We start from the raw sequence: 19,194 nt of genomic DNA on the forward strand, positions 1-19,194 counted from the left end.
CGATCGGAGCGGGGCTCTAGAAGAAGCCCTTGGCGGGTAGCGGCGTGCCGCTGATCTCGTATTGTCCGATCGAGCGCGCCTTGAAGGTGTTTGGATTGTGCGACGCCAGCGTGCGCGCGTTGCGCCAGTGGCGGTCGAAATTGGTCGCCTTCTTGGTGGCCGATGCACCGCCGACGTCGAACAGCAGGCTGCCGCTCCGGATCGCGAATTCGTCCGCAACGATCTTGGCCTTGGCCGACAGCAGCGCCGCCTTGTGCGCGGCATCGACGGCGTTTTCGTTGCCTGCATCGAAAACGTCTGTGGCGGCATCGAGCGCCTCCGCGGCGGCAAGCACCACGGTCTCGGCGGCGAATGCGCCGCTGGCGATCTGGCCGACGGTCTGTTGCAGCAGCGGGTCGTCCGCCGGAATTTCGCTCGGCGCGTAATAGAACGTCCGCTTGCGGGTCCGCACCAAGGCGCTGGCGTCGCGCAGCACGGCGCGCGCGATGCCGGCATTGATCGCGGTCAGGAACAGCTGGGCAAATGTGTTGGAGTAGGGAATGCCATAGCCGGTGTCCGGTGCATCGAACACGACCTCCTGGCGCTTGACGCGCACGTTACGGAAGTGAGTGGTGCCGGTCGCCGTCAACCGTTGCCCGAGGCCGTCCCAGTCATCGATGAGCTCAATGCCTTCGCGGTTGACCGGAATCAGCACGGCGGCATTGGTGGCGGATGCGTCGGCGGTGCGAACGAGGACGTAGTCCGAATACAGCGTGCCGGTGCTGTAGTATTTCGTGCCGTTGAGCAAAAAGTCGTCGCAGTCGGAAGTGAGTGTCGTGTTCGGCGTGACGTTGCCGACCTTGGGCGTGTCGAGCTCGGTCGCCGCAAGCCCGATGATCGCGCCGTCGGCGACTGCCTTCTGCCACTGCCTGTGCTGATCGTCCTTCGGCCGGCGCACCAGGCGTTCGACGACGCTGAAATGGTTGCGCAAGATATGCGCGACATTGGCGTCTGCTTCGCCGAGACCGATGACGATCTTGAACAATGCACGAATCGACAGGCCGGCACCGCCGGCTTCGGTCGGAAGCCGCAACGCGCCGAGGCGGGCCTTGCGAATGAGATCGACTTGCGCGAACGGCAGGACGCGCTCGCGTTCGCGGTCGGCGGCGCCTTCCGCGATGCGGCCAAGCAGCGCGTCGATATCGGGCGCGTGGCTGCGGAGGCGGTCGGAAGGCTCCAGCGAGGTAGCGGATAAGGGCTTGTTCATTGGTGTCACTCGAAGCGCGTTGATTAGTCGGACGGTTGTGGATCAGACCTGGGCCAAATGGTCGGTGACCTTGATCGGCTCCGGGAGCACCTTGCGCGCGACCAGCCAGTCGGCGGCCCGTTGCAGCTCGGCGAGGAAGTTTTCGTCGTTGGCGGCGAAGTAGCGATACTGCCGGTTCAATGCGATGAACTGGTCGCGGACCTGGTCGCTGTATTTGCCGGCCTTTTGCGCGATGTATTCGGCATCCTTGCTGTTCGCGGAGATCCACTTGCCCTCGGCGCGGAAGGCATCGTTGACGGCCCGAACCAGCGCAGGATTGTCGGTCGCGAATTTTCGGGTGGTCAGGTAGGACGTGTAGTCGATCTGGAACTCGAGATCGCGACCTTCCAGGAAGATGTCGTGCGCCTTGTATTCGAGCCGCGCGATGTCGACGCCCGGGCTCCACATCGACCAGGCGTCAACCTTCCCGGAGGCCAGCGCCGGCGCTGCGTCCGGCGGGTTAAGATAGACGAACGTCACCTTGGAGCGGTCGACCTTGTGCTTCTCGAGCGCCGCAACCAGCAGAAATTCGCCGAGACCCGAACGGTTCACCGCAACCGACTTGCCGACGAGATCCTCGACCTTGTTTATGCCGGAGTCATCCCGCGCGATGATCGCAGTGGTGCGCGGCTCGTAGACCACGAATTGCGTGAACACCAGCGGCGAGCCGGCGATGATCGCGGCGAGTGCCGGCGTCGTGCTGCCGCCGAAGCTGAAATCGGCGCTGCCGCCGGTCACAGCCTGCAGCGTCGGTGCATGATTGGGGAACGGCCCGAGCCACTCGACCTTGATGCCGTCCCTGGCCAGCAGCTTCTCGAACTCGCCGCGCTCCTTGGCGATCAGATTGAGGCCGCTCAAACCCCAGGTCAGACGTACAGTGTCGGTGACGCGGCCGGTCGCCGCATGCGCCGGCTCGGACAGGTCAAAGCCGGCAAGCGCGCCGATGCCGAGGGCGGCACCGCCAAGGAAGCTGCGACGGGTGGGGTTGGTGAACCGTGGGATAGACATCGAATGGTCCTCAGGCAGGAATGGGGTGAGAGGTGCCGACGCCGAGCTCCGCCAGCAGGTCGGTGCGGGCGATCGGCGCTGCGCCGTTACGTTTCATGCGATGCTCGAACGCGATCCGGCCCTCACGCATCACCAGGACGCGGTCGGCGAGCGCGATCGCCTCGTCGACGTCGTGGGTGACCAGGAGAACGCCGGGCCGATGGACGGCGACCAGTTCGCGCACCAGATCGTGCATTCGAATGCGGGTCAGCGCGTCGAGCGCGGCAAAGGGCTCGTCGAGCAGGAGCAGCTCGGGCTCCTGCACCAGCGCGCGCGCCAGCGCCACGCGCTGCGCCTGTCCGCCCGAGAGGTTGCGCGGCCAGTCATCGAGACGGCCGCCGAGTCCGACCTCGGTGAGCGCGGTGGCGGCGCGCTGACGGGCGTCGCTCGCATTGAGGCCGAGCGAGACGTTGCGCCACAGACTGTCCCACGGCAGCAAGCGGTGCTCCTGGAAAACGACGGCCGGACGCCGTGGTGCCGTGATGCGCCCGCCGTCGATCGCATCGAGGCCGGCCAGCGCCCGCAGCAGCGTGGTCTTGCCGCACCCGCTTTCGCCGAGCAGGACGACGAACTCGCCGCGCTCGATGCGCAGGTTGAGGTTCTCGATCACCACGCGGCTGCCATAGGCGCGATGTAGTCCCGTCACCACGACGGCCGGCGCAATCGCGGCCGGTGAGGGCACGGCGTGCAGCGTCATCGCGCGCCTCCATAGTTCGGATGCCAGGCCAATAGCCGTCGCTCCAGGGCGCGTGCGATGCCGTCGGCAGCGACACCGATCAGCGCATAGATCACGATCGTCAGCACGATCACGTCGGTGCGCAGGAACTCGCGCGCATCCATGGCGAGAAAGCCGATGCCGGACTGGGCGCCGATGGTCTCCGCGACCACCAGTGCCAGCCACGCGGTCGCCAGCGCATAGCGCACACCGGTCAGGATCGAGGGCAGGGCGCCGGGCAGGATGACGCGCCGGATCAGCGCGAGCGTTCCGAGGCCCTGGACGCGGCCGAGCTCGAGCAGCTTCGGGTCGACCTGCCGGATACCCAGCGTGGTGTTGATGTAGATCGGGAAGGCAACGCCGAGCGCGACCAGGAAGATCTTCTGGGCTTCGCCGACGCCGAGCCAGACGATCACCAGCGGCAGCGCGGCGAGAAACGGGATCGCGCGGATCATCTGGATGCTGCGGTCGATCGCGGCTTCCGCGATTCGTGAGAAGCCCACGAGGATGCCGAGCGCGAACCCGACGCTGCCGCCGATCGCAAAACCGGCCGTTGCGCGCAGCAGGCTGACGCCGAGGTCGTTCAGCAGGCTTCCGGACGTCGCCAGCTTGAATGCCGTCCGGACGACCTTGCTCGGTGCCGGTAGCACCTGCAGCGAGAGCCAGCCGGCCTGCGCCAGCAATTCCCAGACGATCAGAAGCACGACCGGGGCGAGCCACGACAGCAGCAGCATGCCGCGCCGGCCGATCTCTACTCGTGGCTTCCGGGACGGCGAGGCGGGTTGATCGCTGCGCGGCGTTGAATCAAACGCGATTGATGGCGCAGCCTGTTCGAGGTTGCTCAAGTCTGTTCGGTCCTCATCCAACACGGCGCGCGGACGTCATTGATCGCGCGCGGCATGGTCTGCCGTTCTCTCGATCGACGGTTCGTCGTCGTTCGAAAGGGCGCGCGGCTCATGCGACGCAAACTGTCCCACGAATTTTCTCGAACAGAAATAGAGCCGTATTCCAATTGTCGCTGCGTCCGGAGTTTTCTGGTTTATCGGCGCGCGCCGCGCGGCAAGGATAATCTTTTGATGCGCCGCTGCTTGATCTGCCGCCGTGCTTCTTTGAAAACACGCCGACGTAACGTCAGGGAAATCGGAGAGACAGAATGTCGACACGACCGCTTCGCTTTGGCATCTGGGCGCTGGTCCATGGTTCGCGCGCGGCCTATCAGGATCCGAAGGAGCCGTATGACGCATCGTGGGAGCGCAATCGCGACCTCGTGCTTGCCGCCGAAGCGCTGGGCTACGATTCCACGCTGATCGCGCAGCACACCATCAATCCGCATCAGGAGGATTTCGATCAGCTCGAGGCCTGGAGCGCGGCGGCGGCCGTTGCGGCATTGACCAGCCGGATCGAGATCATCGCGGCCATCAAGCCCTATCTCTACCACCCGGTGGTTCTCGCCAAGCTCGCACTCGGGATCGAGAACATCAGCCGCGGACGCTTCGCGATCAACCTGGTCAATGCCTGGAACCGGCCCGAGCTCGACAAGGCCGGCATCGGCTTTGCCGAGCATGATGCCCGTTACGCCTATGGCCGCGAGTGGATCACGATTGTCTCGCGCCTGATGCAGGGCGAGCGGTTGACCTACAAGGGCGAACATTTCGACGTCCGCGACTATCTGTTGCGGCCGACGAGCCTCTACCGACCGCGACCATTGATCTATGTCGGCGGCGAGTCCGAGCCGGCGCGTGCTTTGGTCGCCGACCATGGCGACGTCTGGTTCATCAACGGTCAGCCGCTCGAGGATGTCGCGGGCCTCATTGCCGACGTGACGGCGCGGCCACGGACCTCGGCGCCGCTTCGCTTCGGGCTGTCCGCCTTCGTGATCGCGCGCCAGACGCAGGCCGAGGCCCAGGCCGCCTATGAGCGGCTGCTGGAGCTGTCGCGGAAGGACGCCTCGATGAAGGCGGTCCAGCGGCAGAACACCGATCCGAAGGTCGTGATGATGCAGACCATGCAGAAGTCGGAGCGGGTCGGCAGCAACGGCGGCACCGCTGCCGGGCTGGTCGGCAGCTATGATGACGTGGCCGCCCGGATCGGGGCGTTCCATGCCGCGGGCATCGAGTTGTTCATGCTGCAGTTCCAGCCTTTCGAGGCCGAGATGGAGCGCTTTGCGAAGGAGATCATCCCGCGCGTCCGCGCAGCGTCATCTTTTGCAAATGATACCCGAGCACTGCTGGCGGGTTCGCGGTAGCTGCGTCACGCGGTTGCGGCGGTTTCCGTCTGACGCGCAAAGCGGCTGATCGGCCGAGGCAAGCCAAAATGCTCACGCAAGGTGGTGCCGGCGTAATTGGTTCGGAACAGACCACGGCGCTGCAGGATCGGCACCACGCTGTCGACGAAGATTTCGAGCCCCGTCGGCAACACGTCGGGCATCAGATTGAATCCGTCGGCCGCGCCAGCCCTGAACCAGGCCTCGATGTCGTTGGCGATCTGCTCGGGCGTGCCGACGATGATCCGGTGTCCGACCCCGCCGCCGAGTGCCCGCAACAATTGCCGGACGGTGAGGTTGCCGCGGCGCGCAAGGTTCACCGTGCCCTGGAACATGGTGTGGTTGGCGTTGGCCGGCAGTGGCAGTGGATCGGGTAACGGCTTGTCGAGCTCTAGGATCGCAGGATCGACCTGCAATGTGCCGGCGAGACGCGCGAGGCTGTACTCGATCGGAACCAGCTCCCACAGCTCATCCTGCCGCCGTTTCGCCTCGGCTTCAGTGCTGCCGATCACGGTGGCAAGGCCCGGCAGGATGACGATGGAGTCACCGGCGCGACCGTAGGCCGCGGCGCGGGCGCGCAGGTCGCGCGCATAGGCGACGCCTTCCTCGATCGTCTGGGCCAGCGTGAACACGGCTTCGGCCTGCGCGGCGGCGAGGTCACGGCCGTCGCTCGAGCCGCCGGCCTGCACGGTCACCGGGCGGCCCTGCGGTGAACGCGGCACGTTGAGCGGACCGGCCACGGAGTAATGGGCGCCGCGATGCGCGATCGGATGAACCTTCGACGTATCGACAAATCGCGCCGAGGACTTGTCGCCGACGAAGGCGTCGTCCTCCCAACTGTCCCACAGTGCGTGGACGACCTCGGCGAACTCCTTGGCGCGCTCGTAGCGGGCCTTGTGCTCCAGCACGTTGCCGAGGCCGAAATTTCGGCTGGCCGACGCGTCGGCCGTGGTTACCGCATTCCAGCCGGCGCGGCCGCCGCTCGCCAGGTCCAGGGTCGCGAAGCGGCGCGCGATGTTGTAGGGCTCGTTGTAGGTGGTCGAGGCGGTCGCGATCAGCCCGACATGGCTGGTCGCCGCGGCCACCGACGCCAGCACGATCGTCGGTTCCATCGACATGAAGGAGCGGTAGTCGATGCGGTCGGTGATGGCCGGCGTGTCGGCAAGGAAGATCGCATCGAGCTTGCCGCGCTCGGCGATCTCAGCCACGCGCACATAATGGCCGACGTCGAAGCAGGCGCGAGGATCGCTTTCGGGCAGCCGCCACGCCGACGCGTATACGCCGGAGTGCAGCAGGTTGACATTGAGGTGAAGTTGACGATCGGACATGGCTGCCACGCATTGAGGTGAGACGATTCACGAAGTATCGCCTGTCTGGCCGCATGAAAACGAATGGCCGGCGCGTCCATGCAAAAAGAAATATCCGTCTCTCCCGTGCGATCTGCAGACAAATCCCGTGTCGATCCTCTGCGATGAACGGAACGTCCTGTCCGTCGCCGCATGAATATTCTTCGGCGCACAGCGGCAGGGGAAGCTTCGTCCAAGTCTGCGCAAATATCTGAAATTGCCAGAGCAGCCTGCGCGCGTAACGATGCTGTTGCGGCGCGTTGCAAGCAATCGGTGCCGCCCGGAGAACTGACCCATGACAGTCCACGAGCGACGCGCCGAACAGCGAACCGCGCCAGGCGGCTCGGTCGAATTCGACGCTGACGTGCTGGTGATCGGCGGCGGGCCGGCAGGCACGTGGGCTGCGGTGAGCGCAGCCGAGCGCGGCGCGCGCGTCGTGCTCGCCGACAAGGGATTTTGCGGCACGTCGGGTGCCACCGCGGCTGCCGGCACCGGCGTCTGGTATGTCGATCCCAAGCCGGCGCTGCGCGAGGCGGCGATGGCCAATCGCGAAAAGATGGGCGGGCACCTGCAGGATCGCCGCTGGATGGCGCGCGTGCTCGACCAGACCTACGAGGACAGCAATCGTCTGGCAGCCTGGGGTTACCCTTACCCTGTCGACGACAGTGGCAAGTCGCAGCGCAACTCGCTGCAAGGGCCGGAATACATGCGCCTGATGCGCAAGCGCACCAAGCAGGCCGGCGTCACCATTCTCGATCACAGTCCGGCCCTCGAACTGCTGGTGGATGACGACGGCTTGGTTGCGGGAGCCAGCGGCTTGCGCCGCCAGAAGCACGATCGCTGGATCGTGCGCGCCAAGGCCGTCGTCATCGCGACCGGCGGCTGCGCGTTCCTGAGCAAGACGCTGGGATCGAACGTGCTGACCGGGGACGGCTATCTGATGGCCGCGGAGGTCGGGGCCGAGTTCAGCAGCATGGAATTCTCCAACCCCTACGCGATCTCGCCGGCGTTCGGCTCCGTGACCAAGACGCTGTTTTATGGCTGGGCGACCTTCAGCTATGAGGACGGCAGCGTCGTTCCCGGTGCGGCGTCCAAGGGCGGGCGATCGGCGATTGCGCGCGCGCTGCTTCAGGGACCGGTCTATGCCCGCCTCGACAAGGCCGACGACGACGTGCAGCGTCACATGCGCGCGTCGCAACCTAATTTCTTCCTGCCGTTCGATCGCACCGACATCGATCCCTTCAGGGAGCGTTTCCCCGTCACCTTGCGGCTCGAAGGCACCGTGCGCGGCACCGGCGGCCTTCGCATTGTCGACGACAGCTGCGCCACCAGCGTGCCGGGACTCTACGCCGCCGGTGATGCAGCGGCGCGCGAATTGATCTGCGGCGGCTTCACCGGCGGCGGTAGCCACAACGCTGCCTGGGCGATGTCATCGGGGACCTGGGCCGGATGGGGCGCTGCCGGCTATGCAAGGCAGCTGGGCCCGGCACGCCAGCGACGGCTGGCGTCAGCCGGAACCGTTGCGTTTCGAAGCAGAGCGGATCGCGCGTTTGAGCCGGCCGTGCTGGCAAAGGCGGTCCGGGACGAGGTCTATCCGTATGAGCTGAACTATTTCCGGCACGCCTCGCGTCTCGAAGGCGCGCTGGCGCGGCTCGATGCGGAATGGTCCGACGCCTCGGCGGCCGATGCGGCGAGCAAAGACGATCTGCTGCGCGCCCGCGAGAGCGCGGCCATGCTGGCGACGTCGCGCTGGATGTACCGCAGCGCGCTGGCGCGGAACGAAAGCCGCGGCATGCATCGCCGCGACGACTATCCCGATCAGGACGACCGCCAACGCCATTACGTGACGAGCGGCGGCCTCGACGAGGTCTGGACCACGGTGCGGCCGCATGCCGAGGCCAGCTATGCAGAGGCCGCGGAATGATCGAGGTGATCGACGCCGAGCGCTGCACGTCCTGCGACATCTGCGTGAATGTCTGCCCCACCAATGTCTTCGACAAGACGGAGGGGATTCCGGTGATCGCCCGTCAGGGCGATTGCCAGACCTGTTTCCTCTGCGAACTGTATTGTCCCGAGGACGCGCTTTACGTGTCGCCTTATGCGGAGGAGCCTCGCCCGACCGATGTGGTCGCGCTGCGGCAGACTGCCGCGTTGGGCAGTTACCGCCGCGCGGTCGGCTGGACCGACGAGACGCGCGATCTCCGCGGCATCGACCGCAGCTATCTGCTCTTTGGTCATTGAGCCCGGGCTGCGCCCGGCGACCGAAGCCATTTCCCAATTGGACCGACCGAATGAATGTACATCAATCCCTGACGACGGCGCAGCCTGTTGCGCCGCTGCCGCCCATTCCGCTCGCTCCGAACGCGAGCGATGCCATGATCCGCTTCGAAGCGGTCTCGAAAGTCTATCCGGCCTATCGCGACAAGCCGAGCGTCCATGCCCTGCAGGCGATCGACTTCGCGATTCCGCGCGGCTCGATCACCGGCGTGATCGGTCGCTCCGGCGCCGGCAAATCGAGCCTCGTTCGCCTCATCAACGGGCTTGAGAAGCCGTCGAGCGGCCGCGTCGTCGTCGACAACAGCGAGATCTCGGTGCTTGCCGGCCGCGAGCTCCGCCTGGCGCAGCGCTCGATCGGCATGATCTTCCAGCACTTCAACCTGTTGTCGTCGCGGACGGCGGCGGACAACATCGCCTTGCCGCTCGAGATCGCCGGCTGGTCCAGGGCTGATATCGCCGTCCGCGTGGCAGAGCTGCTCGAGCTCGTCGGCATTGCCGACAAGTACGATCGCTATCCATCGGAATTGTCCGGTGGCCAGAAGCAGCGCATCGGCATCGCCCGCGCGCTGGCGACACGGCCGAATGTGCTGCTGTCCGACGAGGCGACGTCGGCGCTCGATCCGCAGACCACGCGTGCGATCCTGGACTTGCTGGCCAACATCAATCGCGAGCTCGGAGTCACGATCGTGCTGATCACCCACGAGATGTCCGTTGTCCGCCAGCTCGCCAAGGAGGTTGCGGTGATCGACGGCGGCCAGGTCGTCGAGCGAGGTCATGTCGCGGAAATCTTCACGCATCCCCGGCATCCAGTCACGCAGGCGTTCCTTTCCGAGGTGATCGGGGACAGTGTTCCGGTCTCGCTGGCGAGCCGCCTTTCGCCGCAACCGGTTGCAGGCGGGCAGGCGGTCCTTCGCGTGCAGGTGCGCGGCACCGAAGCCGGCGACACCGTGGTGGCGCGGCTTTCGCGCGAACTGTCCCATGACGTGGCGCTGTTGTCGGCCCGCATCGACGAGATCGGCGGCCAGCACGTGGGTTCGCTGATCCTCGGCATCCCCGGCGGTGAAGCCGTGGCCAGGCAGGCCCTGGCCTATCTTTCTCAGCATGACATTCTGGTGGAGCGTCTCGGCTATGTCGCGTGAACTCATCAACCTGATCGTTCAGGCCACGGGCGAGAGCCTGTTCATGGTCTCGGTGGCCGCGCTGGTTGCGACCGCGCTGGGCCTTCCGCTTGGCGTCTTCCTGGCGACCAGCCGGAAAGGGGAGCTGTTCGCCGCGCCGTCAGCCAATGGCGTGCTCGGCGTGATCGTCAATGCGGCCCGCTCGACGCCGTTCATCATCCTGGTGGTTGCGATTATTCCTTTCACGCGGCTGATTGCCGGCACCTCGATCGGATCGGGCGCGGCAATTGTGCCGCTCACCATCGCGGCAACGCCGTTCATCGCCCGTCTGGTCGAGGCGGCGATCCGCGAGGTCGATGCCGGTCTGATCGAGACGGCGTCCTCGTTCGGTGCAAGCCCGTTGCAGATCGTGTTCAAGGTCCTGATCCCGGAGGCTTTGCCGGGCCTGGTGCTGGCCCTGACGCTCGCGGTGGTCAGCCTGCTTGGCTACTCTGCAATGGTCGGGGCCGTCGGAGGCGGCGGCCTCGGCGACCTCGGCATTCGCTACGGCTATCAGCGCTTCATGCCCGAAATGATGCTGGCGGTCGTCGTCGTTCTGATCGCGCTGGTTCAGACCGTCCAGACCGCCGGCGACTACCTGGCGCGCCGCGTCAATCGCCGGCTGCGCCACCGCTGAAGGTGCGGCGGCGTCACGATCCCTTCGGCGCCAAGATCTTGACGTCGCCGGTATCGACCTTGCGTGGCAGCAGACCTTCGGCCGTGAAGATATCGGCGATCTTCTGCTGCTCGGAAAGGCCGGCCGCGGTGACCACGCCGACCTTGTAGGAGCGATGGCTGTTGGCCTCCTCCACCGTGGCGGCGTCGATGCCCCACAGGCCGGCGAGCAGCGCCGCGGCCTCGTTCGGATTGGCTTTGACCCAGGTGCCGGTTTCGACCAGCTTGGCAAGGATGATATTCAGTGCATCGGCCCGCTTTTCGGCGAACGCGGCCGAGGCGAGATAGTAGCGCTTGTAGCTTGCGAGGCCGCCGCTGCCGTCGGTCAGGATGCGCGCGCCGGACTGCCGTTGCGCGCTGCTGAGGAACGGATCCCAAGCGACCCAGGCATCGACATTGCCGCTGACGAACGCCGCGCGGCCATCGGCCGGCGTCAGATAGGCCGGCGTGATGTCCTTGAAGGACAGTCCGGCCTTGGCAAGTACCGCAAGCAGCAGGAAGTGGCTGCCCGCGCCCTTGGTGACCGCGACCTTCTTGCCCTTGAGATCGGCCGGCGACTTGATCGCGGATTCCTTCGGCACCAGGATCGCCTGCGCCGATGGAGAAGAGGCTTCCTCGGCGACGTAAGCGAGCTTGGCGCCAGCGGCCTGGGCGAAGATCGGCACGGTGTCGGCGACGTCGGCTCCGAAATCGATGCTGCCGGCATTGATGGCTTCGAGCAGCGGCAAGCCGCTGGTGAACTCGTGCCATGACACGGTGATGCCGAGCGGCGCCAACGCCTTCTCCAACGCGCCGTTGGTCTTCAGGATCGCGGTCAGCGTCGACGATTTCTGGTAGCCGATCCGGATTTCCTCGACCGCCGCAGGCCGAACCAGCGAGGTCATCGCAAGCAGCCCGATGGCGGCGACAGCAAGACGGCGCGACATCGCAGTCGCCGATGATGCAGCCTGCGCTGGCGGGATGGGGCGGGCAAAGATGGGCATGGCACGTCGTCCTTAGCCGGTTCGATCTGTTGCCATTTGTGTGCAATCGGTGCGCCGGAGGCAATCGCGGAGAATTCGGCCGAACGAGTGCAATTTTCTCTGCAAGCGAAGTCCGCGAGAAAAGTATTTTTGGCCTGCGCGTTGCAGCCGGCATCAGCAGATAAGTCGCTCGCTGCGCCAATATGCCCGGCCGGCTCCATTCTCTTTTCATCGCGGCCACAGCAGCGGCGACTCGTCATGGGAAAAAATTTGGATTCTCATTTCATTGATTTCGTCCCCGGCGCGGGCGATGAGCTTGATAGCGAGTTCAGTTCCATGGAGACCAATATGTTGCTTCGATCCATTTTCGCTCTTGCAGGCGTTGTTGCGATCTGGTCGACCGCCGCCGCGGCAGAAACGATCAAGATCGGCGTGACGCCCGGGCCGCATGCACAAATCCTCGAGGCCGTGAAACCGATCGCGGCGAAGAGCGGGCTCGAGCTTCAGCTCATCGAGTTCTCCGACTATGTCGTTCCGAACGCCGCGCTCGACGCCGGCGACATCCAGGCTAACTCGTTTCAGAACCAGCCTTATCTGGACAACCAGAAAGCCGATCGCGGCTACAAGATCGAGCAGGTGGGACTGACGGTCAATTTTCCGATCGGCGTCTATTCGCGCAAGCACAAGAGCTGGGCCGACGTTCCTGACGGAGCCAAGGTCTCAATTCCCAATGATCCGACCAACGGCGGCCGGGCGCTGCTTCTGCTGCGCGACAAGGGCGCGATCAAGCTGAAGAGCGATGTCGGCTTCAAGCCGACTGTTATCGACATCACCGAAAATCCCAGGAAGCTGAAATTCGTCGAAGTCGACGCAGCCCAGGCGCCCCGGGCGCTCGACGATGTCGATGCGGCGGTCATCAACACCAACTATGCGACGCAGGCCGGTCTCGATCCGGTCAAGGATCCGATCCTGCGCGAGGATCCGAAAGGGCCATACGTCAATCTGATCGCGGTTCGCTCCGCCGACAAGGACAAGCCGTGGGTCAAGATCCTGGTCGATAGCTACCACGCGCCGGAGATCAAGGAATTCGTCCAGACCAAGTTCAAGGGCGCGGTGTTGCCCGGCTGGTAGTTGTCGATCCAATTGCTGAGGGAAGATGATGCGTATTCTGATGACGGCGGTTGCCGCGGTAACGCTCTTGGTCGGCACCGCGAGGGCCGAGACGGTCCGGGTCGGCGTCACGGCCGGACCACACGCCGAGATTCTCGAAGTCGTCAAGAAGGTGGCTGCGGGCCATGGGTTCGACATCAAGGTGGTCGAATTCACCGACTACGTGATCCCGAACCAGGCGCTCGCGCTCGGGGATCTCGAGGCCAATTCGTTCCAGCACGAGCCTTATTTGAAGAACCAGATATCGAAGACCGGCTGGAAGATCGTCAAGGTCGCCAACACGATTGCGTCGCCGCAGGGTGTCTACTCGTTGAAATACAGGAAGCTGGCCGATCTTCCGGATGGCGGGCGGGTGGCGATCGCCAACGATCCTTCCAATGGCGCGCGCGGCCTGATGATCCTTGCGCTGCACGGCGTGATCAAGCTCAAGGATCCCAACGACGTTGCGTCGACCATTGCCGACATCACTGATAATCCGAAGCATCTGCGCTTCGTCGAGCTTGATGCCGCGCAGTTGTCGCGTTCCCTGCAAGATGTCGATCTGGTCTCGATCAACAACAATTATGCGGTTCAGGCCGGGCTCAATCCCGCCACCGATGCAATTGCCCGCGAGGCGGTCGATGGCCCGTGGGTCAACATCGTTGCCGTGCGCGAGGCGGACAAGGCCAAGCCCTGGGTCAAGCAGCTGATCGATGCCTACCATTCCGAGGAGGTCAAGGCATTCCTCGAGAAGCGCTTCAAGGGCACCTACATCGCAACCTGGTGAGGGGCGTTGATCGCCCATCGCCGGGAGGTTTCCAGGCTGATCTATTCAGCGGCCTCGGTGCGCGCTGTCGGCGAGGCGCGGCGGAAGCCGGCGCCGGGATGCGTAGCGTCAAGATAGGGACCGCGTCCGGGGAACAGCTTCTCGCGGAGCGTGCCTTCGCGATAGCCTGTCTTGTAGACTCCGCGTGACTGCAATTCCGGCACGACGAGGTCGACGAATGACGTCAGCGATTCCGGCGCGACGAGGCGGAACAGGTTGAAGCCGTCGACGTCGGTTTCGTCGACCCAGGCGATCAGCTCGTCCGCCACGTCCTGGGGTGAGCCGACCACGAATGGCGAGCGTGCGCCGACCCGGCTCAGCGTCGCGAGATCGCCGACCTTGACCGGCCGATCGCTCCGCAACGTGAAATTCTCGACCATCGACTGGATCGCGTTGCTCTCGACATATTGTACCGCCTGATCGGGACGATAGTTCGAGAAATCGATGCCGGTCCAGCCCGAGAGCAGGGCCAGCTGGCCGGCTTGATCGACATACCCTGCGTACTCCTCGAGCAGATCGTTGGCCTCCGCGCGTGTCGGGGCAACGATCACGGTCGCGCCGGCGAACAGGCGGATATCATAGGGATCGCGTCCGAACGCCTTGGCCGCCTCCCTGATCTCGCGTACGGCGCGGGCCAGAATGGGCTTGGTCTGGCCGTTGAGGAAGATCGCCTCCGCGTGCCTCGCCGCGAAGGCGCGGCCGCGCTTCGAGGTTCCCGCCTGATACAGCAACGGTGTGCGCTGTGGCGAGGGTTCGGCGAGGTGGATGCCGTCGACCCGGTAATGAAGTCCCTGGTGCCGCACATTGTGGATCCTTGCCGGATCAGTGAATACGCGCGCTGTCCGGTCACGGCGGACCGCGCCGTCCTCCCAGCTGCCTTCCCACAGCTTGTAGGCCGCCGTGAGGAATTCTTCGGCCGCCTCGTAGCGTTCATCATGCGCGCGGTTGGCCTCAAGACCCATTCCGCGGGCGCCGCTATCGAGATAGCCGGTGACGATGTTCCAGCCGATCCGGCCGCGAGTGAGATGATCGAGCGTCGAGAAGCGGCGGGCGAACTGGTAGGGATGTTCGTAGGTGAGGTTGGACGTGACGCCGAAGCCGAGATGCGTCGTTGCGTAAGCCATGGCGGAGACGACCAGGGTCGGCTCGGCGTTCGGCAACTGAACGGCGTGGCGTAGCGCGGTCTCGGGACTGCCGTCGTAGACGTCATAGATGCCAAAGACGTCGGCCAGGAAGATGCCGTCGAGCAGGCCGCGTTCGGCCGTTCTGGCGTAGTCCACCCAATAGTCGAGCGAGTTGTAGTTGAGTGAGGTGTCGCGCGGATGCGACCAGAGGCCGGCCCAGTTGTGGCTCGGCGCCATCATGTTGAACGCGTTGAAGCGAAGTTCCTTCGGTCTGGTCATCGCGCGATTCCGCCAATTGAGGACTGAGAGGTGATTTATCACGTCAGCTGCGCGGCTTTATTTTCTATTTGGAAAGACAGGATCAAAATCGTGCTTCGTCTTCGATCTGGCGCAGCAGAGATTCGTTTGTTCGACTTCGTCGTGCTATTCGAAATGACGGCATGCGCGACATTGCGTACCGATTTGCAGGCGCGATCAGCAGATGGCCTATCAGCTCCGCTGAGCCGTTCAAACCAGCGGCGCAGTGAAACAAATGTTACGCGATCGGCGCAACGGCTGAAAAATTAGCGACGCCATCAGACGCGCCGCCAGCACGCTCATCGCTATTTTCTCCGATGTCTCGACAGTCGCGGACGCTGCTGCGCATCATTCTTTGCCTTTTGATGCTGGGTCCACGGATTTCAGGAGATTTTCGAGATGCCGATCGAAACCAAGAATGCCGAGACGCTCGCCTTGCATGGCGGATCGTACCGGTCCGACCCGGCGACCGGCGCCGTCGCCGTTCCGATCTACCAAACGACGTCCTTTCAATTCGAGGATACCGATCACGCATCGCGGCTGTTCGCCCTGGAAGCGATCGGACAGATCTACACCAGGATCAAGAACCCGACGGCTGACGCATTCGAGGAGCGCCTGGCCGCGCTGGAAGGCGGCGTTGGCGCGCTGGCCGTGGCGTCGGGCCAATCGGCGACGGCCTACGCGATCTTCAACATCGCGCAAGCCGGCGACAATATCGTCTCATCGACGGATCTGTACGGCGGCACCTGGACGCTGCTGTCGCAGACGCTGAAGCAGTTCGGCATCGAGGTTCGCTTCGTCGATCCGGCCGATCCGGAAAACTTCCGCCGGGCGACCGATGCAAAGACCCGGGCCTACTTCGCCGAGACGCTGCCGAACCCGAAGCTCAACGTGTTCCCGATCAGGGAAGTCGCGGACATCGGCCGTTCGCTCGGCGTGCCGCTCGTTCTCGACAACACCGCCGTCCCGCTCATTGCGCGCCCGTTCGAGCACGGCGCGGCGATTGTCGTCTATTCCGCGACAAAGTATATCGGCGGCCACGGCACGTCGATTGGCGGTGCGATCATCGATGGCGGCAATTTCGACTGGGCGGCGCACGCCGAGCGCTTCCCGCTGCTGACGCAGCCGGACGATGCCTATCACGGCGCGATCTGGACCGAGGCAGCCAAGCCGCTCGGGCCGATCGCCTACATCCTGCGCGCACGCGTGAAGCTGCTGCGCGATCTCGGTGCCGCGGTCGCTCCCCAGAACGCATTTCAGTTCATCCAGGGACTCGAGACCCTGCCGCTGCGGTTGCGTCAGCACAACGAGAACGCGATCAAGGTCGCGAACTTCCTGGCACGGCATCCCGCCGTTTCGCATGTGATCTTTCCCGGACTGCAGAGCGGGGAGGACCGGCGCCGCGCCGATCTCTATCTGAAGGGCGGCTATGGCGGGCTGGTCGGCTTCGAGCTGAAAGGGGGCGTCGAGGCCGGCCGTCGTTTCATCGATGCGCTGAAACTGTTTTATCACGTCGCCAATATCGGCGATGCGCGCTCGCTGGCGATCCACCCGGCGTCGACCACTCATCAGCAGCTGAGCGCCGCGGAGCAGCTCGCGGCAGGCGTGACCCCCGGCTACATCAGGCTTTCGGTCGGCATCGAGCATCCCGACGACATCCTTGCCGACCTCACCCAGGCATTGGCCGAGGCTGAGGCGGGAAGCAGCGGCCGCAAGGCGGCCTGATCGATCCCTGAAGACGGAGTTGAAACCGAGACCATGAAGACATTATTGCGCCTGGCGCAGGCAGCTGGCGTGCTGCTTGCCATGACTGCCGCCGCCGTTGCGGACGAACCTCTCAAGATCGCGACCAGCGCCGGCCCGGTCGGTCAGCTGGCTGGCTTTGCCGCCAAGCTCGCCAAGGACAAGGGGCAGGACGTCAAGATCGTCGAGTTGTCGGACTGGGTCGCGTTGAACGAGGTGGTGAACAGCGGCGATGTCGACGCCAACCTGTTCCAGCACGCCACCTATCTTGCGATCCAGAACAAGCAGCGCGGTTTCAACCTGATCCAGGTCGACAAGGTCGGCGTGATCGCGCCCGTCGGGCTGTTCTCGAAGAAGATCAAGTCGCTCGACGAGATCAAGTCCGGCGACAGCGTTGCGATCCCGAACGAGCCGCTCAACGGCGCGCGTGGCTTGATCCTGCTCGAACGCGCCGGCCTGATCAAGCTGGCGCCGGGCAAGGGTTTTTCGGTGAGCCGGTTTGATATCATCGAGAATCCCAAGAACCTGAAGATCGTCGAGCTCGATCCGGCGCAGACCTACCGCTCGCTCGACGACGTCACGCTTGCGCTCGTCAATATCACCTATCTGATACCGGCCGGCGGTGATCCGAAATCGGCGCTGGTGATCGACCGCACGGTCGATGATGGTCTCGTGCTGCGCTTTACCGCGCGGCCGGACAAGAAGGACGATCCGCGCCTGAAGGCCTTCATCCAGGTCTTCAACTCGCCGGAGGTCAGGCACTTCATCGAGGAGAAGCTGCCGGCGTTCATTCCGGCCGGCTTCGGCAGCAGCTAGAGCGTTTTCGAGCGAAGTGGACGCCGGTTCGCGTGAAGAGAGCGCGTCAGAACAAAAGGCTGGAGTTTCGGTTCTGATTCAATCAGAGCCGAAGCCCTAGACGCGCGCGGGGGATGCGAGTCGCCGCGCCTCGTCGGCGCGAACCAGCAGAGCGGCAAGCTCGGCGCATTGGTTGCGGATGTCGGGAATTGCGCTGATTTCCCAAAACGCGGCGCGCGTGAGCGGGCCGACGGCATACAAGCGGCGTGACGGCACGCCGTCGCGACCGATGATTGCGCAATTGCGATCGGTTTCTATGCCGATGCGGAGCGGATCGACGCGCGCCAGGCCAAGCTCGAGCAGGCTGCGCACCGCGGGATTGGCGGTTGCGCGCGGATCCTTGACGATGCCGGTGCAGTCGATGATGGCGCCGACATGCATGCGATGGAGCTTGGTCTCGCCGCGTCGCCGGTAACTCACGGTCGCGCCTGTCCGGTCGGGCTCGGCCGAGATCAGCTTCGCGGCCATCGGGGTGAGCTGGCCTCCGTAGATCGCTTCGGTGATCCGGACCTCTACTTCCGGCGCCATGCGATGCCGATGCACGTCCCACCAGGCGCGTGCGTGTTCGAGGAACCGGCGCTTGGACGAAAGTGGGAGCTCGCGCCACAGCCGCTGGGTGTGGGGGCGAAGCCCGTCGATCACGCTGCGCCAGTCGCCGCCCGCTGCGGTGTGCCGGTCGATGCGGCCGCGAAGCCAGCGAAGCAGGCTGCCGATTCCGACGCCGAAGGGGACCTCCGCCTCCTCGATGCGCATGGCGTCGACCCGGCGGTGCGGTTTGGCGAGAAGGCCCCGGCGCGACATCGCAACGATCGGCCCGCGATATCCGTCGCGCAGCAACGACAGCACGTAATCGACCATCGTCAGCCCCGTGCCGAGGATCAGGACGGTCGCGTCGTCGGCGATCGCAGCGGGAGACGGTGCTGCCCAGGGATCGGCATGTCCCGGACTGTTCGCGCGTGGATCGTGCCCGGTTGCGAGAACGACGGTGTCGCCGATCAGCTGCCGGCCGTCGTCGAGGCTGGCGGTGACGTCGCCTCGCCGTTCGCGGATGGCGATGCACCTGCCGTGCACGATCGACAGGCGTTGGATGTCGGCCTGATCGGACGCCTGTTGCTCGAGCAGACTGGCAATGTAGTCGCCAAAGATGCGCCGCGGCACGAAGCAATAGGGATCAGGGCAGAGCGGCGCGTCCGCCCCGCGCGAGATCAGCCAGCGCCAGAAATGATCCGGCTGGTCGGGCAGCGCGCTCATATTCGCGACCCGTACATTGAGCAGATGATCTGGATTGCCGGTGTGATAGGCGATGCCGCGCCCGATGTCGGGACGCTGCTCGATCAGGCTGACGCGGACATGGTCCGTCGGTTGACGCAGTAGCTGGTGCGCCAGCAGGACGCCGCTCGCGCCCCCGCCGACGATGATGACGTGACGCGCTCGAGGAGCTGTCATGCTATCGCTCTGTGCGTGATCCGGCCG

General features: G+C 64.7%; 18 protein-coding genes. 10 read left to right on the forward strand and 8 right to left on the reverse strand.

Annotated elements, in window-relative coordinates; genetic code table 11:
* Window positions 1-16 precede the first annotated feature (16 nt).
* Genes AC1VNY_RS00595 through AC1VNY_RS00610 form a run of 4 tightly spaced genes read right to left on the reverse strand, consistent with a single transcriptional unit; the run spans window position 17 to window position 3,781 of the window.
* On the reverse strand, window positions 17-1,246 hold the full coding sequence (locus tag AC1VNY_RS00595; protein WP_482403700.1) for an acyl-CoA dehydrogenase family protein: 1,230 nt from the start codon (window positions 1,244-1,246) through the stop codon (window positions 17-19).
* A gap of 42 nt (window positions 1,247-1,288) precedes the next feature.
* Window positions 1,289-2,293, reverse strand: coding sequence for an NrtA/SsuA/CpmA family ABC transporter substrate-binding protein (locus AC1VNY_RS00600; protein WP_482403701.1), 1,005 nt, complete (start codon window positions 2,291-2,293; stop codon window positions 1,289-1,291).
* 10 nt (window positions 2,294-2,303) lie between these two features.
* Entirely contained in the window at window positions 2,304-3,029 is a 726-nt protein-coding gene (locus AC1VNY_RS00605; RefSeq protein ID WP_482403702.1) for an ABC transporter ATP-binding protein, read from the reverse strand.
* Window positions 3,026-3,781: an ABC transporter permease subunit gene (locus AC1VNY_RS00610; RefSeq protein ID WP_482403767.1), complete on the reverse strand. Its 756-nt coding sequence runs from the start codon at window positions 3,779-3,781 to the stop codon at window positions 3,026-3,028. The genes AC1VNY_RS00605 and AC1VNY_RS00610 overlap by 4 nt, the downstream gene beginning before the upstream one ends.
* Before the next feature lie 419 nt (window positions 3,782-4,200).
* On the opposite strand from AC1VNY_RS00610, the gene AC1VNY_RS00615 reads away from it, so the two are divergent.
* Complete coding sequence (locus tag AC1VNY_RS00615; protein ID WP_482403703.1) at window positions 4,201-5,292, forward strand: LLM class flavin-dependent oxidoreductase; 1,092 nt, start codon at window positions 4,201-4,203, stop codon at window positions 5,290-5,292.
* Between the two features lie 5 nt (window positions 5,293-5,297).
* Here the strand turns inward: AC1VNY_RS00615 and AC1VNY_RS00620 are convergent, their stop codons facing one another.
* Entirely contained in the window at window positions 5,298-6,638 is a 1,341-nt protein-coding gene (locus AC1VNY_RS00620; RefSeq protein ID WP_482403704.1) for an LLM class flavin-dependent oxidoreductase, read from the reverse strand.
* 313 nt (window positions 6,639-6,951) lie between these two features.
* Here AC1VNY_RS00620 and AC1VNY_RS00625 point away from each other — a divergent pair, with 313 nt between their 5' ends.
* Genes AC1VNY_RS00625 through AC1VNY_RS00640 form a run of 4 tightly spaced genes read left to right on the forward strand, consistent with a single transcriptional unit; the run spans window position 6,952 to window position 10,727 of the window.
* On the forward strand, window positions 6,952-8,580 hold the full coding sequence (locus AC1VNY_RS00625; RefSeq protein WP_482403705.1) for an FAD-dependent oxidoreductase: 1,629 nt from the start codon (window positions 6,952-6,954) through the stop codon (window positions 8,578-8,580).
* Entirely contained in the window at window positions 8,577-8,897 is a 321-nt protein-coding gene (locus tag AC1VNY_RS00630) for a 4Fe-4S dicluster domain-containing protein (protein ID WP_016840109.1), read from the forward strand. Before AC1VNY_RS00625 ends, AC1VNY_RS00630 begins: the two co-directional genes overlap by 4 nt.
* Before the next feature lie 50 nt (window positions 8,898-8,947).
* Window positions 8,948-10,072 carry a methionine ABC transporter ATP-binding protein gene (locus AC1VNY_RS00635; RefSeq protein ID WP_482403706.1) on the forward strand — a complete coding sequence of 375 codons (1,125 nt, stop codon included), beginning with the start codon at window positions 8,948-8,950 and terminating at the stop codon, window positions 10,070-10,072.
* Entirely contained in the window at window positions 10,062-10,727 is a 666-nt protein-coding gene (locus AC1VNY_RS00640; RefSeq protein WP_038382360.1) for a methionine ABC transporter permease, read from the forward strand. Before AC1VNY_RS00635 ends, AC1VNY_RS00640 begins: the two co-directional genes overlap by 11 nt.
* A 13-nt stretch (window positions 10,728-10,740) precedes the next feature.
* On the opposite strand, the gene AC1VNY_RS00645 is transcribed toward AC1VNY_RS00640, so the two are convergent.
* Window positions 10,741-11,748 (reverse strand): aliphatic sulfonate ABC transporter substrate-binding protein, encoded by a 1,008-nt coding sequence (locus tag AC1VNY_RS00645; protein ID WP_482403707.1) that lies wholly within the window; start codon window positions 11,746-11,748, stop codon window positions 10,741-10,743.
* A 327-nt stretch (window positions 11,749-12,075) separates the two neighbouring features.
* On the opposite strand from AC1VNY_RS00645, the gene AC1VNY_RS00650 reads away from it, so the two are divergent.
* On the forward strand, window positions 12,076-12,858 hold the full coding sequence (locus tag AC1VNY_RS00650) for a MetQ/NlpA family ABC transporter substrate-binding protein (RefSeq protein ID WP_482403708.1): 783 nt from the start codon (window positions 12,076-12,078) through the stop codon (window positions 12,856-12,858).
* Between the two features lie 28 nt (window positions 12,859-12,886).
* Window positions 12,887-13,663 (forward strand): MetQ/NlpA family ABC transporter substrate-binding protein, encoded by a 777-nt coding sequence (locus AC1VNY_RS00655; protein ID WP_482403768.1) that lies wholly within the window; start codon window positions 12,887-12,889, stop codon window positions 13,661-13,663.
* A 41-nt stretch (window positions 13,664-13,704) separates the two neighbouring features.
* Here AC1VNY_RS00655 and AC1VNY_RS00660 read toward each other — a convergent pair whose 3' ends face one another.
* Entirely contained in the window at window positions 13,705-15,105 is a 1,401-nt protein-coding gene (locus tag AC1VNY_RS00660) for an LLM class flavin-dependent oxidoreductase (protein ID WP_482403709.1), read from the reverse strand.
* A 30-nt stretch (window positions 15,106-15,135) separates the two neighbouring features.
* Here AC1VNY_RS00660 and AC1VNY_RS00665 point away from each other — a divergent pair, with 30 nt between their 5' ends.
* The 3 genes from AC1VNY_RS00665 (at window position 15,136) to AC1VNY_RS00675 (ending at window position 17,682) form a co-directional block, all read left to right on the forward strand.
* A complete protein-coding gene (locus AC1VNY_RS00665; protein WP_482403710.1) occupies window positions 15,136-15,393 on the forward strand; it encodes a hypothetical protein in 258 nt (85 codons plus the stop codon).
* A 129-nt stretch (window positions 15,394-15,522) separates the two neighbouring features.
* Window positions 15,523-16,848 carry an O-acetylhomoserine aminocarboxypropyltransferase/cysteine synthase family protein gene (locus AC1VNY_RS00670; protein WP_482403711.1) on the forward strand — a complete coding sequence of 442 codons (1,326 nt, stop codon included), beginning with the start codon at window positions 15,523-15,525 and terminating at the stop codon, window positions 16,846-16,848.
* 33 nt (window positions 16,849-16,881) lie between these two features.
* The gene (locus AC1VNY_RS00675; RefSeq protein ID WP_482403712.1) at window positions 16,882-17,682 is read left to right on the forward strand and encodes a MetQ/NlpA family ABC transporter substrate-binding protein; all 801 of its coding nucleotides are present in this window, start codon (window positions 16,882-16,884) and stop codon (window positions 17,680-17,682) included.
* Between the two features lie 96 nt (window positions 17,683-17,778).
* Here AC1VNY_RS00675 and AC1VNY_RS00680 read toward each other — a convergent pair whose 3' ends face one another.
* Complete coding sequence (locus AC1VNY_RS00680; RefSeq protein WP_482403713.1) at window positions 17,779-19,167, reverse strand: FAD/NAD(P)-binding protein; 1,389 nt, start codon at window positions 19,165-19,167, stop codon at window positions 17,779-17,781.
* Between the last annotated feature and the right edge of the window lie 27 nt (window positions 19,168-19,194).

The organism is Bradyrhizobium ferriligni (assembly GCF_056837965.1).

Excerpts from the sequence above, each read along its gene's own strand:
- AC1VNY_RS00595 (WP_482403700.1), bottom strand. The coding sequence starts at position 1,246 with ATGAACAAGCCCTTATCCGCTACCTCGCTGGAGCCTTCCGACCGCCTC.
- AC1VNY_RS00640 (WP_038382360.1), top strand. The coding sequence starts at position 10,062 with ATGTCGCGTGAACTCATCAACCTGATCGTTCAGGCCACGGGCGAGAGC.
- AC1VNY_RS00620 (WP_482403704.1), bottom strand. The coding sequence starts at position 6,638 with ATGTCCGATCGTCAACTTCACCTCAATGTCAACCTGCTGCACTCCGGC.
- AC1VNY_RS00625 (WP_482403705.1), top strand. The coding sequence starts at position 6,952 with ATGACAGTCCACGAGCGACGCGCCGAACAGCGAACCGCGCCAGGCGGC.
- AC1VNY_RS00670 (WP_482403711.1), top strand. The coding sequence starts at position 15,523 with ATGCCGATCGAAACCAAGAATGCCGAGACGCTCGCCTTGCATGGCGGA.
- AC1VNY_RS00645 (WP_482403707.1), bottom strand. The coding sequence starts at position 11,748 with ATGCCCATCTTTGCCCGCCCCATCCCGCCAGCGCAGGCTGCATCATCG.
- AC1VNY_RS00615 (WP_482403703.1), top strand. The coding sequence starts at position 4,201 with ATGTCGACACGACCGCTTCGCTTTGGCATCTGGGCGCTGGTCCATGGT.
- AC1VNY_RS00635 (WP_482403706.1), top strand. The coding sequence starts at position 8,948 with ATGAATGTACATCAATCCCTGACGACGGCGCAGCCTGTTGCGCCGCTG.
- AC1VNY_RS00660 (WP_482403709.1), bottom strand. The coding sequence starts at position 15,105 with ATGACCAGACCGAAGGAACTTCGCTTCAACGCGTTCAACATGATGGCG.
- AC1VNY_RS00650 (WP_482403708.1), top strand. The coding sequence starts at position 12,076 with ATGTTGCTTCGATCCATTTTCGCTCTTGCAGGCGTTGTTGCGATCTGG.
- AC1VNY_RS00630 (WP_016840109.1), top strand. The coding sequence starts at position 8,577 with ATGATCGAGGTGATCGACGCCGAGCGCTGCACGTCCTGCGACATCTGC.
- AC1VNY_RS00605 (WP_482403702.1), bottom strand. The coding sequence starts at position 3,029 with ATGACGCTGCACGCCGTGCCCTCACCGGCCGCGATTGCGCCGGCCGTC.
- AC1VNY_RS00680 (WP_482403713.1), bottom strand. The coding sequence starts at position 19,167 with ATGACAGCTCCTCGAGCGCGTCACGTCATCATCGTCGGCGGGGGCGCG.
- AC1VNY_RS00675 (WP_482403712.1), top strand. The coding sequence starts at position 16,882 with ATGAAGACATTATTGCGCCTGGCGCAGGCAGCTGGCGTGCTGCTTGCC.
- AC1VNY_RS00600 (WP_482403701.1), bottom strand. The coding sequence starts at position 2,293 with ATGTCTATCCCACGGTTCACCAACCCCACCCGTCGCAGCTTCCTTGGC.
- AC1VNY_RS00610 (WP_482403767.1), bottom strand. The coding sequence starts at position 3,781 with ATGCTGCTGCTGTCGTGGCTCGCCCCGGTCGTGCTTCTGATCGTCTGG.
- AC1VNY_RS00655 (WP_482403768.1), top strand. The coding sequence starts at position 12,887 with ATGCGTATTCTGATGACGGCGGTTGCCGCGGTAACGCTCTTGGTCGGC.